Source organism: uncultured Aliivibrio sp. (assembly GCF_946479765.1).
GTDB lineage: Bacteria > Pseudomonadota > Gammaproteobacteria > Enterobacterales > Vibrionaceae > Aliivibrio.
This window is the reverse complement of record NZ_CAMLHO010000016.1, coordinates 15,813-29,922: the sequence shown is the minus strand read 5'-3', so window position 1 is coordinate 29,922 and position 14,110 is coordinate 15,813. Positions and strand designations below refer to the sequence as shown.

Below are 14,110 nucleotides of genomic sequence, written 5' to 3'. Positions count from 1 at the left end.
TATAGTCATTTACTTGAAACTCTGTTGCTATACTGCAACAATAAAGGCGTTTATTTACTGTGGTGTTTTTATGATCAACCAAATCAATCTTACCGATATCCGCTCTTTTGTACTTATTGCTCGCTTAGGTAACTTCACCAAAGCGGCGGAAACCCTTGATGTTTCTCGTTCCCACGTATCGCGTCAAATTAGCAGTTTAGAAAAACAGATGGGCGTGACGTTACTGATACGCACAACACGCACTCTGCGCTTAACAGAGGCTGGGAAGCATTTCTATTACCAGTGTGAGCAAGCACTTAATACGATAGACCAAGCGTTATTATCTGCTGTTGATTATGTAGAAAAAGTACAAGGGGAAATAAAAGTTAACTGTGTTGGTGGCTATTTAGGGGAAGTATTCCTTGCTGATATTGTTAATGATTTCATGCAGCAGTATCCCGATGTTTCTATTAGTTTGGATTTTAGCAGTAACCGTGTCGATTTAATTGAAGAAGAGTTTGATATTGCATTTCGAATGGGCGCACTGGAAGATTCAGGGTTTGTCGCAAAGAAGTTGCTTGATATTAAAATGGAAACATTAGCAAGCCCTGCTTACTTAACTAAGTATGGAAGGCCGCTGCACCCAAAAGAGCTGCATCAGCATCATTGTCTTACTGGTTCAGTGAGAAAATGGCATTTTCAGTCAATTGCAGATAATGAGCAGGTTGATATTACGGTAAAAGGAAATTTACAGTGTAAAAATGGGCGAGTATTAGTTGCAGGCGCTATCGCAGGTAATGGTATTATTCGAGTGCCACAGATTTACTGTGAACAAGAAATGATGGCTAAGCAATTAGAACCAGTGTTTGAGAAATGGACTATTCCTAGTGTTGATTTCTCAGCGCTTTATCATAGAGACCGTTATCAACCAAAAAGATTGAAAACCTTTATTGAGTTTATAAATCAAGCTTGTAGAGAAATATAACCGAAAAATTTTGATGTAGAGCCCTGAATTGGAATAAAAAGTGGTAGTTAAGTGAATAAAAGCTAACATAAAAAAAGGATGTTATGTATTTTCGTTAATTGGATGTAGCGGTGTAGTATGGGTGTTAGGGTTAAATTGGTTTTATTTTTATTAGTGTTGTTTTCAATTTCAATTTTGAGCTCAGTGTTAACATTTAAATTAGAATCCTATGGGGATAAAAAATTAGCGTGGGTAATTCACACTCATGATGTGATCACTAATTCCGAACGATTACTTAGTAGTATGAAAGATGCAGAAACTGGTCAGCGAGGCTACTTATTAACTCAAGAGGTTACTTATTTAGATCCTTACTATACGGGTATGTCGAATGCACAGCAGATTTTTCAAAAGTTAAGATCGTTAACTAAAGATAATGGAGATCAGCAAGCTGCTTTAGAGAATATTGCTGAAGCAATGAAGTTAAAGTTTGATGAGTTAGCGCTAACCGTTGAACTTGTTGAATATGATAATTTATCTCAAGCGCTTAAAGTAGTAAAAGAAGATCGCGGTAAAACGTATATGGATGGTTTAAGAGCCGATCTTAATGAGTTCATTAATATTGAGCTTCTATTATTAGAAAAACGAAAAGGTGATTTCAAAGAAAACCGAAGCCAATTGGTCACTCTGATTAAAATGCAGATTGTTGTTTTGGTTTTTTTAGCAATTGCGACCATCTTTTTTATGAAGCGTAACTTGTTTGACCCACTAAATCTTTTACTTGCAAGCACTAAAAAAATGCAACAAGGTGAGAAATTAGATATTACTGATGTCGTTGAAAAAAACGAGATGGGGGATCTACTTTCTGCATTTTATAAGATGAATGAAGTGGTGCATGAGAAAACGGAAGTGTTAGCCTATAAAGCCCATCATGACGAATTGACAGGATTACAAAACCGCAGCATGGTGAATACTGAATTGCAGTGCGCACTTCATCATGCAGAGAAAACAAACACAAAAGTCGCGGTATATTTCTTAGATTTGAATAAATTTAAAGAGATAAATGATTCGTTAGGTCATGATATAGGCGATCAAGTGTTAATTAAAACAGCACAACTTTTAGCCGAAACCATTCGCTCTAAAGATAACGTATTTCGATTGGGTGGCGATGAATTCTTAGTTATAGGACAAGATATTTTACAATATTCAGGCGTAAAAAAACTGACGTCTAAGCTATTAGAGCAATTTAAGTTCCCTGTTATGATTAATAATCAATCTATGGTCATTTCTCCTTCTATTGGTGTTTCTATTTATCCTGATGATAGTGTGAGAGGAGAAGAGTTAATCAAATTTGCAGATATTGCCATGTATGAAGCCAAAAAAGAGCAAGGTAATAGTAGCTGTGAGTTTGATGTGTCAATGCTTAAAAGAGACAGTGATTAGCTCAGCTATGAGCTAATCACTGTTGTTCTTATATCAAATAATATTGATTCTTACCTGAAACTTTAGCGCGGTACATGGCTGTATCTGCTTGTTGTAGCGCGCTTTCTAATGTTATATCACTTCCTTGTTCCCAATAATAAACACCAATACTGGCAGAGACGCTTGGAGTGTGTCCATTAATTACGATAGGTTGATTTATTGCCGCTAAAATACGCTGCAACACTTCATGAATATGACTGGATTGGGTGGGCTCTTTTTTAGATAGAGATATCCCTAATAAGAACTCATCTCCAGATAGGCGTGCAACGAGATCATGTTGATATACGCAATTAGATAGCCTCTGCGCGATAACTTTAAGAAGCTCATCTCCACATTGATGCCCATAGGTGTCATTCACTGCTTTAAATCCATCGAGATCGAGAAAAAGAACATGAATAGATTCTTTTTGTGCATGAGCGTTGCTCAAGGTCTGGTGCGCATTTTGTCTATTAGCTAATCCGGTTAATGCATCATGGTTAGTTTCAAAGTTTAGTCTTTTTAATTCAATAGATTGTGTTTGATCGCTAATAGATACGATAAAAGAGTCAACTTTATTGTCACTGTTTTTAATCATTTTTATGGTTATCAAGCAAGGTAGCCAAGAAGAGTTCTCGTTCGGTGTTTGGGATGTTAAAGTGCTGGATATCTCACTTTCAATTTTAAGAAATCCATGGGTTAATAATTGTTTAAATACTGCGAATGTGAAGTTGATTGGTTGACGTAAATACAGCTGTGTTATCACGTCTATATCACCAAAAGTACGAATGAATGCATTATTTTTGGTTTCGATAGTTAGCGCTCTGCTTAATACGATCACAGAGCTTGTATTTTGGTCAAAAATCATTTCCGCCATGCGTTGACGTTGCTCGGCAAGGTACCGTTTACTGATGTCTTCAATGTGGATTAGTGAGTTTTTATCTCCCGCAATAGGATAGGTTGATATTTGATACAGCTGTCCTGTGGCTTGATGACGAAACACCATTGGCTCTAATCGTTGGCACTGTTCTATATGGTTTTGTAATGCCATAATTCGACTATTTTGCTCAAACCCGTCCAATATTTCATGGATAATTTGCGCCTTTATACCTAAGTCCATATCATATTTAGCAGTATTTAACTTCGGTAATAGTTGCTTAGCTGCCGGGTTGTAATAGGTGATTTCTTTATTCTGAGAGACAACTAATAACCCTTGCTCAAGAGAATCAAGAACTTGGTTTATGTAGTGGTTTTTATCTTCTAAATTCTGAAATGCCTGAGTTAATAGGCTATCTCGATGGCTTAAATTATCTAACATTTCATTAAAGCAACGCGTCACCATACCTAATTCATCAGGATGGATTACTGCTAAGCGTTGGTTAGTGACCCCTTTTTTGATTACGCTTTGCATCGAATTGAAAATAGACAGCAAAGGTGTGGCAATAAGTAGATGCAAGCGATGGGCAAAAAAGAGTGCTAAGATTGATAGCACGACAGTCGTCATTAAGAAAATAATAATGATCTGGTCACGTTGTTTGAATATATTATCTTTTGATGTCCATACCGTTAAGTTTCCTAATACTTCGCTGTCCAGCATGACTGGGTGCGTAATAGTAAAAAAGATGGAATCTTGACAGTTAATTGATAGCTCAACCCACTGACAGTTATCGGGTAAGTTATCAAGCTTTGCAAACAGCTCATTATTAATGTTTTCAACATAAGCGGCAATTACTTCTGAGTCAAAAGAGAGTGCATTCATTTGATCTAGACCTGTCATCTTGTCATTAAAGATAAGAGCGCCTGATAAATTACTCGCAATACCCTGAGCTAAAATAGAAGTACGTGTGTATAAGTTAGCGCTGTGAGTGATCCCAACAAAATGAGCAGCACTAGCACCTAAAATAATGGTGCAGAGTGTCATTAGTGCCCAAATAGGGTAGATCACTTTTTTACGTAATGGCAATGCATTAAACCAGTGAGCAATCATGAGACCTCTTTATTATCAGCAAGGTCTGAAACGGAAAGTAGCTGCGAACGAAGAGAAAGTCCCGTTGGTGCTAAATTGTTCAAACTGATGAGAGGTTTAATTCGATTATTCTCTTTAATAAATGCAATGCTTCCACCTGCATGAATAAATGCAGCGCCTTCACCAATTAGTAGTGCATGTGGATATCGTGCTTTAAGCTGAGCGAGTAATTTTGGCTGTTGAGTGGTGGTATAAATAAGATGGCACGAGGGTGACGTTAGTTTTTTTATTGAGCGAAAAGAAACCACAGTGCCGTAGTTTGGTTGTTTTTTGATAAGCGTGCGTAGCGTATCAGTGATCTCTGAAGGCGCTTGGGAGCAGAAAACATATTGATTATCTTGAGGTTTAAATTCACCCCAATTGGTTAAGAGTGTAAAACGAAAAAGATAAACGGCTTTTAAGTTATGATCTTGAATATTATTGGCATTCAGAGGTCGGCTGATACAAAGCATGAGAATCAAGAATAATAAGTACGAAATCAGCTTACGGTATAAACCATAAACTGACAGTGTTGATTTCGCAGAGGGGACGATATGAGTCTCAAGCATAAGCTATATAAAGTTCCAGCTGAGTTCAGCATAATATTGAGTGCCATTAGCAAATGGACGATGTTGCTCCGAATATTCTTTCACTTGGTTATTACCTAGATTTTCAGCGCTGAGTTTGATGCTTGGCCAGGTTGGTTTATGTTGCCAATGAATTGACATATCTAAGGTGATCACTTCAGGCCATACAAGATGGTCATTACCATAAGCACTGTAAGCCGCAACTAGAGCTTCATCAGGTTCTGATTTTGATACATAATTAACGACCGATGAAACCCAAACCGTCGGATGAATATCCCACATCATGTGCAATGTTGCATAGTGATTTGGTGTGTTCTCAAGATCTAATACTGGCAGTTCATTAGAGCTACAAATAGAGCCAGAACAATCGCCTTTAATGGTTTTGTAGCTGTAGTTAGCATTGATTTGCAGTACGTTGATTGGTTGCCATTGGACGCTGATCTCTCCTCCCATCGTTTCTTGAGAAAGAGGGTCGATGAGTTGGGTATACATGTCATCAATGATGGTGCCGTTAGAGCCTTCTGAGCCATCAGGTGTGAAGTATCTGTACCCATTCAGGCCTTTGTAAGCCCTTACATTGTCGTGCTGGCTATAGAACAGGCTCACGCTAAGTTGGAATTGATTGTGTTGCCAATAACGGTAGCCAATTTCATAGGTATCAATCGATTCCATTTTTAGATCTCGGCTTCCTAAGTAATGGTAAGACATCATATAGTCATAGTAATTTAAGCTACCGTCTGGATTAACGGTATAAGCACAACTGCTACAATAACTATTCTCTTGAAATTGTGTATCTAACTCTAAACGAGAAGGAGTGATTACTGCTCGACCCCAACCCATCCACAAACGTTGATTATCGGATAATTTTTGTAATGCTCTGACTTGCGGCTGAGAGTACCACTCTTCAGTAATATTTGCGTATTGGATCCGATTACCCAGAGTGATTTCTGTTGAGTCAGTAATATCAATACTCCAGTTTGTATAGACACCATAACTTTGATTTAAGAATTTATGATCATCAATCGTGCGTACATAAGGAGATAAATACTGTTCTTCTTCTGTAAAAGTTGCGTATTCTTCATCGATAACACGAGCATTAAGCCCTACCGTTAAAATCCCCCAATATTGAGTGTTAAACGTGTAGCGGCTATCGAGATCAAATCGTGTAAAACTTGCAGGTTCATTGGTACTGTCTGATTCACTATGGGTGATCCACGCTTGGTTTTCCCATTGGTCACCGTTAGGTTTGTCATGTAAATATTGAACGCCAGCGAACAGCTCTTTTGAGTTCATTTCTGTGAAAAACGCATCATAATCATCTTGATGTGATGTTGGATTTAAAAAAGCAGGAGTGTATTCTAACCATTGGTAGTCTTCACGAGAGCGGATGCCACCAAACTGTACCGAGACTGTATTTTGTTGATTTTGATAATCAGCACGCATGCCAAAGCGTTCGGTTAATACTTTTAAATGGCGAAGCTCATCAAAATGAGGATCTTCATCGGAAAATGGAGAATGTTGTAGTGATTCAATATAGCCAGACAAATGGGTATATTCATTGAATTGACCACTATGATGAGCTTTAAATTCTTTATAGTTGTAATTACCCGCGGTGGCACTAACTTGAGCTTTAGGTGCACTTTCTGCATCTTTAGTTATAATATTTATTACACCATTGACAGCGTTGCCTCCCCATATTGTGCCAACAGGACCAAGAACAACTTCGATACGGTCAATATTATCTAAGCTTACAGGCAAGGTATCCCAGTTCACACCTGAGTACATGGGATTAACGGCACTTCGTCCATCAATGATCACTAGCAGTGTATTATTTTCCCCTTGGTTTTTACTGCGAGCAGAGACAGTCCAGTCGTAATCTGAATATTTTGTAACATGAAGGCCAGGAGCAAGAATCAAAACATCTGCAATAGATCGGGCACTAGAGCGTTCAATTTCTCTAGACGTGATTACGTGAACAGCTGCGGGAACATCAGATAAGCTAAGGGATGTTTTAGTTGCCGTAACAACTTTAGTTTCTGCTAATGAATCCAGTGACATATTTAATAGAGCATCAAGTTCGTTGAATTGATTATCTACATTTGCGATAACAGGAAAAGATATCAAGAGACATAAGGCATGTAAAAATGAAAAACGGGTAATTATCGACATGAAATATAACCAGCATTAAATGAAAATAAATTCATTAAAAACAATTAAGTAAATAGAAATTCAATCTATTTTGTTCTGGTTCTTAAATTTAAGATAACCCTTAAGGGGTAAATTGCGAGTCGCTTCACTATTTTTAGATTTTCTTTTGAAAAAAAAAGGCTCATAACAAGATGAGCCTTTTACTGTTTATACGGCCTGTAATGCGACTCTCTCAATAGGCTTATCGTTAATTGGTAAGTGAATTAATGCGGCACAGAAAGCCAGAACCACGGTAGACCACCAAATTGGTTCGTATGAGCCATAATAATCATAAATACGGCCGCCAACCCAAGCTCCTAAAAAGCTGCCCACTTGGTGAGTAAAGAACACTAAGCCATACAGGGTTGATAAGTAACGAGCCCCGAAGATTTGGCGAACTAAACCAGAAGTTAGTGGCACAGTACCCAGCCAGCAAAAACCAATCGCACCACCAAAGATAGCCGCAGTATGCTCTGTTACAGGCAAGGTTACGAACGCACCAATTACGATCGTACGAACAAAATACAAAGCAGACATTACGTGTCGCTTGCTGTATTTATCCCCCATTACACCCCAGAAATAGGAACCAAAGATATTAAAAACACCCACATAAGCCAGAGCCATTGCTGCACTTGACGCGGGAAGGTCTTTATCTGCTAGATAACTTGGTAAATGAGTTGCAATAAACATAACATGGAAGCCACACACAAAGAATCCTGCATGGATTAACCAATAACTTTTATTTGAGAAGGCTTCTTTTAATGCTTCGCTTAGTGTTTGATTCTCTTCTGCAACTGATTGCAGAGAAGACTGTTTCGCTGTTTTCATGAAAAGGGCAAAGGTGATAATAAGTGAGCATAGCATTGCAAAGATTTGCAGTGCGAATTGCCAATTAAAGTTATGCATTAAGGCTTGAGCGCCTGGAATGACAGCAAACATACCAAAAGAGCCGGCAGCCGTTGTTAAACCAAAGGCTTTAGCAGCGTGCTCAGCAGGGACAACTTTGGCTACTGCACCCAAAATGATCACATAGCTTGTGGCACTTAAACCAAAGCCAACTAAGGCACCAAGAGATAAATACAACATGCTTGATTCTGTTGCTATTGATGTGAGAACAAGTCCCAATGCATAAGCGATAGCACCCAACATGATAATGCGTTTAGATCCCCATTTGTCTGATGCCATGCCCACAAAAGGTTGAAAAATCCCAAATAAAAGGTTTTGTAGTGCAATGGCAAAGCTGAAAAATTCACGCCCCGTTTGAAAGTGTTCTGAAATTGGCATCATAAAAATGCCGAATGATTGTCTGATCCCTAGACTGATAATTAAAATCCCGATCCCAAACCATACTAGTGGTGGAAAACGAAAAATACTCATAATGTGCTCTTAGTGATGATGATGAGAATGGTGGTTACTATCGTCTTGACCTGTTTGTTGGTGACAACCGCTATTAACCGCTTGTTGAGCTAATAAATTCAACAATGCTGGCGAGTTATGCACCGCAACTAAGGATAAAACTAATAACACACTCATTCTGACCAATTGAGCGAAAATGGATTGTGAAAACATGCAGCGCTCTTAGGGTTAAAATTAAGATCGCGGATACTAGAGAAAGGAAGAGTATGAATCAAATGATAATTTATCACGAGGTCTATGATTATTATGCATAGATCTCTATATAGGAAAAGTGAGGTTTTTTATTAGTCAATAATTTCACCAATAAAAATATGTTCAACTTTACGGTTTAAAAATGCCATAGGGTTTATTTTCCGTTATAAATAACAGGTATCATGTCTAGTAAATGATAAAAATAGAGTAAATATGAACTTATAGATTACCTTCTCTCGCTATTTTTGCCTAAGCTATTAGCTAAAGGGATAAAAAGAGCTAAATGATAAAAGGGCGTAATATGAAAGGGATTATTTTTTCAGAGTTTTTAGAGCTAGTTGAAGACACATTTGGTTTGGAAGTATGCCAAGAAATGCTCGATCAGAATAATGATGAAGGCGCTTATACTTCAGTTGGCACTTACGATCATAAAGATTTAGTTAAGCTGATTATTTCATTAAGCAAGCTGACTGGCATTAGTATTGAAGAGCTACAAGAAGTGTATGGTAAATCAGTCTTTTTAACTTTGTTTGATAGCATGCCTGGTTTGAAAGGCAAATCCTCCTCGACGTTTGACTTTATTAGACAAGTGGAAGATTACATTCATATTGAAGTGAAAAAGCTATATGCAGACGCTAACCCTCCCCAATTTACGTTTATTTCAAGTACTGAGTCTGAGATGGTGATGGATTATTTTTCAGCACGATGCTTTTCTCATGTCTGTTTTGGTTTAATTCAAGGCTGTGCTGAATTCTTCAATGAGAACATAGAGATTCAAATGGTACCTATTCAAGATGATGGTTCTCAAGTTCGTTTTACCTTAAAAAAACAGTGATGTTTAAGAGATAGTTATGGATAGCGAAAAAATGATTGAGCTATTAAATCGGAAAATCCAACGAGAAAAATTAGCTCGTAAAGCGGCTGAGTCTTTACTTGAACAAAAAAGCCATGAACTTTACATGGCCAAACAATTGGTTGAAGAGACGTTATTCGTTGTTCAAGAACAAGCTGAAAAAGACGTTGTTTTACTTCAATTTAAAAGTTATTTGGACGCGATTCTATTAGATTACAATCAGGCTTTTTTGCAAGAAGCGCCTTCAAATGTGTTACTGCAACGTTTACTGGATGATTTAGCCAGTATTGACGTTATTTCGGCGTTACGCTTAACGGTGTCTCCGACATTAAATGGTCATATCCAGTCGATCTTAACGGCAGGTCAATATTGTGATTGTGATGAGTTTTTTCATTCGAATACTGAGTTTAATTGGAGTGAAGATAAATCTCGTATCATTGTGTACCTACATCAAAATGATGAGCGGTGTGGCGCTTTACATTTTGTTTTTAATGCCGCGCCTAGTCCTACATGGCATCAAACCATTGAAAAGCAATTTTGTTTATTTTCTGAGATGTTAGGCGCTGCATTTGTTCGCCAACACTTACTTGAAAAAACGATAAAAGAAAAACAAAGAGCAGAGAGCTCAGAGCAATCGACCCGTGATTTTGTTGCTATGATAAACCATGAGTTACGAACGCCACTTAATGGATTGTTAGGATCTGCTGAGTTAATGGAAGACAGTGAGATTACCTGTTATCAACAAACATTATTAACCACTATTCATCAATCCGGTGAAATGTTACGGGTGATAATTAATGATCTGCTTGATTTCAGTAAAATGAATGCCGGGATGTTTCAATTAACGATTACTCAATTTGAGCCCATGATGTTAATTCAAACAATTAAGCAGATGTTTGCTCATCAGATAGAAGAGAAGCGGCTGATGTTTACTGTTGAGGTTCAAGGCACGTTACCTGATAAGTTATTAGGAGATATTGACCGTATTCAGCAAATGTTGGTTAATTTGATTGGTAACGCAATTAAATTTACCAAAGAAGGAGAGATCCGATTTACTATTTTTTGGAAAGATAATGCGTTTTGTTTTTCTATATCAGACAGTGGTTGCGGTATTCCTATCGAAAAGCAAGCGACGTTGTTCGACCCATTCACACAAGTTGATAATTCAAGCCAAAGGCAGTTTGAAGGTACTGGCTTAGGTCTTTCTATTTGTAAGTCACTTGTTGAAAAAATGGAAGGGGAACTTACGCTAGAAAGTGAATTAAATAAAGGTACCGTATTTAGTGTTGTCATCCCTTTAATGGTCGAAGCTGAAAAGAAAATGCAGCCGAAAGAGTGTCTAAATTGTCAGCATTCGATTAAAGGGCTTGTCGTTTTGGCGGTAGAAGATATCAAAATGAACCAAGTTATCCTGAGCATGATGCTTGCGAAGCTAGATATACAGCCAAGTTTTGCAAATGATGGTCAAGAAGCGTTAACGTTTTTGGCAAAAGAAAGTGTGGATGTTATTTTGATGGATTGTCGGATGCCGATAATGGATGGATTTGAAGCGACAAAACGATTGCGAGAACAAGGGTACACTAAACCTATTGTTGCTCTTACTGCTGGAACCACATCGACCGAGATAGAAAGCTGCATAAATGTAGGAATGGATGATATTTTACATAAACCCTATAAAGCAAAAGAATTAGAAAGCATGTTGAAGAAATGGAGTTGTTCTTCTTTTTCTGGTAACAATAAGACATAAAAAAGCCCAACCCTCATTACGAGCGTTGGGCTTTATCTTTTAGATTAAACGTTATGCATTTGATTCAGATAAAGCAATTTCAGCTTGTTTACTGCTTTCAAGCATTTTACGAATGATAAATGAAGCAACAAAAGCAACACCAACCATGACGACGGCAAGAATAGTGAGTAGCTGGAAATAATCGCCATATACAGTCTGAACAAACTCTTGAGTGATCACTTGGCCTTTTTCTTGAGCGATAGAGGTTGAGAATACCGCACCAATAATCCCACTTAATGCCATCGCCACAGAGAAAAGGCTTACCGAGAAACCTTCAATGTGTTTTGGTGCAACAGATAAAATAAATGCAACTACTAAGCTACCAACAATAACTTCAGCAAACGCTTGGAAGAAATGGATAAGTAGGAAAACTTCAGGTCGAATAATTGCATCTTCACCTACGCCCATTACCGCCATGGTTAAAATACCAAATGCAATAGCCGTTAAGATGAAAGCAAAACCAATCTTTGTTGCTGTTGAAAAGTGAATTCCGCGCTTCTCAAGGGCTGAGAATGTCATCGCAATCACAGGACCAGCAATGATACACCAGAGTGGATTCATCGCCATTGAGGCCTCTGGAGCTATCGGGATAAGGTCAAACAGATCACCACGCATGGTATTTATGGTTACCATCGTCATTGATGTCATCATTTGACCGTAATAGACAAAGAAAGCGGTAGTTAATGCGGTTACGATTAGAATCGTGCCCATTTTTAATGCGTCTGATTTTTCTGATTTCAACATTAAAAAAATGAAGTAACCAATTGCAGTAAGACCAATCGCATAAACGATGTTTTGACCTATATCCATGTTTGAGAACATAAAGAATACCAGTGCAATCATAGCTGCAGAAGTAATGATAAACGCAACCCAATTTTTTGTACTCACTGGTTGCTTATCAATATCGGCACCGACTGTTAATAGAGATTTGCGGAAGATAACTAAGGTTGCTAAAGCAAAAAAGGCAAGAATTGCAGATAACATGAAGCTTCCGTGGAAGCCTAACACAAGAACGAACATTGGGAATAAATACTGACCTAGTAGTGCTCCAACATTATTCACTGAGTAGTTTACTGGGTAGCAGTTTTCGAAGTGCTCTTGAGTATCAAAGGTGCGCTTATAAAGACTAGGATAAGAAGGAGACATAAGCCCACGGCCATAACTTGCTAGGGCAATACCACATAATGCCATTGGAACATTAGCAGTGTAAGAACCAAGGACAAGTAAAACATAACCCATAGAAAAACCAAGATAACTGATGGTTAATGAACGGTAAGCGCCAAGAAATTTATCAGCAATAAAACCACCAGCAATAGCAAATAGAGGACCAATTGATGAGAAAGCACCGACAACCATCATGGTGTCAGCTTCGCTATAGTTTAATTCTTCAAGGAAAAAGCGCGTTAAAATGACCATTACGCCATAGAATGATAAGCCAAACATCATTTGGCAAAACATCATGGACTTATTTAGTTTGTTCCACATAAGGGTTCTCTTTTAGATAATTACTCTTTATATGTTACCATCAAAAGAATGTAACAAAGTACGAGTTTTTCAAAGATGCATTGTGTAAATAGTGTAAGTAAGGGTGTTGTTTAGCGGGATATTTTGAAATGTGTTAATAAATATTTATATTATACTTTTTTTGCTGCGTAAGTAATCAATAGACAGTATGGAATAGATGAATGATTCAAAGGATGATCTTTTTGAACTGAATCATCTATTTCATAAATAGAATGAAGGGTTTAGTAGTTTTTATTTAATAGGTACTCAATCCCACCAACAATAGCGGCTACTTGAGCATCATTACACTCTTGAGCGGTTACGTTCTCACTATTGGGATACACTTCTGTTGTGGATACAAAATCTGCATCTGTTAGACCTGCACACAAGCCTAGTTTTTTCGTTGGATAATTGATCACACCGTCTTGAACTACATCTGAACCAATAATTTGGTTGTTCTCATCAGGTGGTGCAATGTGCGTTACAGTGCGAACGGAATCGATGATGGCTTTTTGAAATTCAGCTGAGGGTTTGTCGGTATCACCTACGGTGTAGAAACCATCAGGGATCGAGCCTTCGATATACGCTAACCCATCACGAGCCGCTAAGGCTGGACGAAATTCAGTTTCATCACTGTCTGTAGTTTCATGTAGATCGATATGAGCAAATACAGGTGTTTCTAATGAAGCAACTAATGCCATTAAAGCTGCTGATTCTTCCGTTGAGCTGTCAGCATAAAAAGAGCGATTTGGATCAGTTGCTGTTGGGTTCCAACGGTTAATGACTTCATAACCCCAAGGACTAACACAAGGTGCTACTACAATGTTAAACCACTGGTTGTAATGCTCGGCTTTGGTATCAAGAAATTGCAATGCACCATGAACGCCAGAGGTTTCGTAACCATGTACGCCACCACTAATAAGAAGTGTTGGTTTCGCATTATCCCATTGGCGAGTTTTAATGCAGAACAAGGGAAAGCGTGCTTCGTCATAAGAAAGTGCGCCATATTGAGATACATCAAAACGCTCAGAAAGCGCATGAATTTTGGTTGCTACTTCATCTTGGTATGAACGTTTTACTGTCATTGTTGCAAGCCACGCGGCTTTTTCGGTTTCACCCCAAGGCTGACCTTTTGTTCCAATTGGGTAGCTGTAATCGTCTTTCATGGTGCTTCCTTATTAAT

11 protein-coding genes are annotated in these 14,110 nt (G+C 38.1%); 4 read left to right on the top strand and 7 right to left on the bottom strand.

What is annotated here, in order from left to right; translation table 11 throughout:
* Positions 1-70: 70 nt before the first annotated feature.
* Together Q1K78_RS08120 and Q1K78_RS08115 are read left to right on the top strand one after the other, a co-directional pair.
* Positions 71-964, top strand: coding sequence for a LysR family transcriptional regulator (locus Q1K78_RS08120; RefSeq protein WP_300176594.1), 894 nt, complete (start codon positions 71-73; stop codon positions 962-964).
* A 183-nt stretch (positions 965-1,147) separates the two neighbouring features.
* Positions 1,148-2,383, top strand: a complete 1,236-nt coding sequence (locus Q1K78_RS08115; RefSeq protein ID WP_300176591.1) for a diguanylate cyclase — start codon at positions 1,148-1,150, stop codon at positions 2,381-2,383.
* A 28-nt stretch (positions 2,384-2,411) separates the two neighbouring features.
* Here Q1K78_RS08115 and Q1K78_RS08110 read toward each other — a convergent pair whose 3' ends face one another.
* The 5 genes from Q1K78_RS08110 to Q1K78_RS08090 form a co-directional block, all read right to left on the bottom strand.
* On the bottom strand, positions 2,412-4,385 hold the full coding sequence (locus Q1K78_RS08110) for a diguanylate cyclase (RefSeq protein ID WP_300176588.1): 1,974 nt from the start codon (positions 4,383-4,385) through the stop codon (positions 2,412-2,414).
* The gene (locus Q1K78_RS08105) at positions 4,382-4,972 is read right to left on the bottom strand and encodes a YfiR family protein (protein ID WP_300176585.1); all 591 of its coding nucleotides are present in this window, start codon (positions 4,970-4,972) and stop codon (positions 4,382-4,384) included. The genes Q1K78_RS08110 and Q1K78_RS08105 overlap by 4 nt, the downstream gene beginning before the upstream one ends.
* A gap of 3 nt (positions 4,973-4,975) precedes the next feature.
* Complete coding sequence (locus Q1K78_RS08100; protein WP_300176582.1) at positions 4,976-7,159, bottom strand: TonB-dependent receptor plug domain-containing protein; 2,184 nt, start codon at positions 7,157-7,159, stop codon at positions 4,976-4,978.
* 186 nt (positions 7,160-7,345) lie between these two features.
* The gene (locus Q1K78_RS08095) at positions 7,346-8,554 is read right to left on the bottom strand and encodes an MFS transporter (RefSeq protein WP_300176579.1); all 1,209 of its coding nucleotides are present in this window, start codon (positions 8,552-8,554) and stop codon (positions 7,346-7,348) included.
* Positions 8,555-8,563: 9 nt separating this feature from the next.
* Entirely contained in the window at positions 8,564-8,746 is a 183-nt protein-coding gene (locus tag Q1K78_RS08090) for a hypothetical protein (protein WP_300176576.1), read from the bottom strand.
* A gap of 340 nt (positions 8,747-9,086) precedes the next feature.
* Here Q1K78_RS08090 and Q1K78_RS08085 point away from each other — a divergent pair, with 340 nt between their 5' ends.
* Both Q1K78_RS08085 and Q1K78_RS08080 read left to right on the top strand, forming a co-directional pair.
* A complete protein-coding gene (locus tag Q1K78_RS08085) occupies positions 9,087-9,620 on the top strand; it encodes a heme NO-binding domain-containing protein (protein ID WP_300176573.1) in 534 nt (177 codons plus the stop codon).
* 16 nt (positions 9,621-9,636) lie between these two features.
* Positions 9,637-11,385: an ATP-binding protein gene (locus Q1K78_RS08080; protein ID WP_300176569.1), complete on the top strand. Its 1,749-nt coding sequence runs from the start codon at positions 9,637-9,639 to the stop codon at positions 11,383-11,385.
* 51 nt (positions 11,386-11,436) lie between these two features.
* Here the strand turns inward: Q1K78_RS08080 and Q1K78_RS08075 are convergent, their stop codons facing one another.
* Positions 11,437-12,909, bottom strand: a complete 1,473-nt coding sequence (locus Q1K78_RS08075) for a peptide MFS transporter (RefSeq protein ID WP_300176566.1) — start codon at positions 12,907-12,909, stop codon at positions 11,437-11,439.
* Positions 12,910-13,169: 260 nt separating this feature from the next.
* Positions 13,170-14,093 (bottom strand): M14 family metallocarboxypeptidase, encoded by a 924-nt coding sequence (locus tag Q1K78_RS08070; protein WP_300176563.1) that lies wholly within the window; start codon positions 14,091-14,093, stop codon positions 13,170-13,172.
* Positions 14,094-14,110 lie beyond the last annotated feature (17 nt).

Bases quoted from the DNA above. Each gene is read 5' to 3' on its own strand.
- Q1K78_RS08120 (WP_300176594.1), top strand. From the start codon at position 71: ATGATCAACCAAATCAATCTTACCGATATCCGCTCTTTTGTACTTATT.
- Q1K78_RS08110 (WP_300176588.1), bottom strand. From the start codon at position 4,385: ATGATTGCTCACTGGTTTAATGCATTGCCATTACGTAAAAAAGTGATC.
- Q1K78_RS08105 (WP_300176585.1), bottom strand. From the start codon at position 4,972: ATGCTTGAGACTCATATCGTCCCCTCTGCGAAATCAACACTGTCAGTT.
- Q1K78_RS08100 (WP_300176582.1), bottom strand. From the start codon at position 7,159: ATGTCGATAATTACCCGTTTTTCATTTTTACATGCCTTATGTCTCTTG.
- Q1K78_RS08095 (WP_300176579.1), bottom strand. From the start codon at position 8,554: ATGAGTATTTTTCGTTTTCCACCACTAGTATGGTTTGGGATCGGGATT.
- Q1K78_RS08090 (WP_300176576.1), bottom strand. From the start codon at position 8,746: ATGTTTTCACAATCCATTTTCGCTCAATTGGTCAGAATGAGTGTGTTA.
- Q1K78_RS08085 (WP_300176573.1), top strand. From the start codon at position 9,087: ATGAAAGGGATTATTTTTTCAGAGTTTTTAGAGCTAGTTGAAGACACA.
- Q1K78_RS08080 (WP_300176569.1), top strand. From the start codon at position 9,637: ATGGATAGCGAAAAAATGATTGAGCTATTAAATCGGAAAATCCAACGA.
- Q1K78_RS08075 (WP_300176566.1), bottom strand. From the start codon at position 12,909: ATGTGGAACAAACTAAATAAGTCCATGATGTTTTGCCAAATGATGTTT.
- Q1K78_RS08070 (WP_300176563.1), bottom strand. From the start codon at position 14,093: ATGAAAGACGATTACAGCTACCCAATTGGAACAAAAGGTCAGCCTTGG.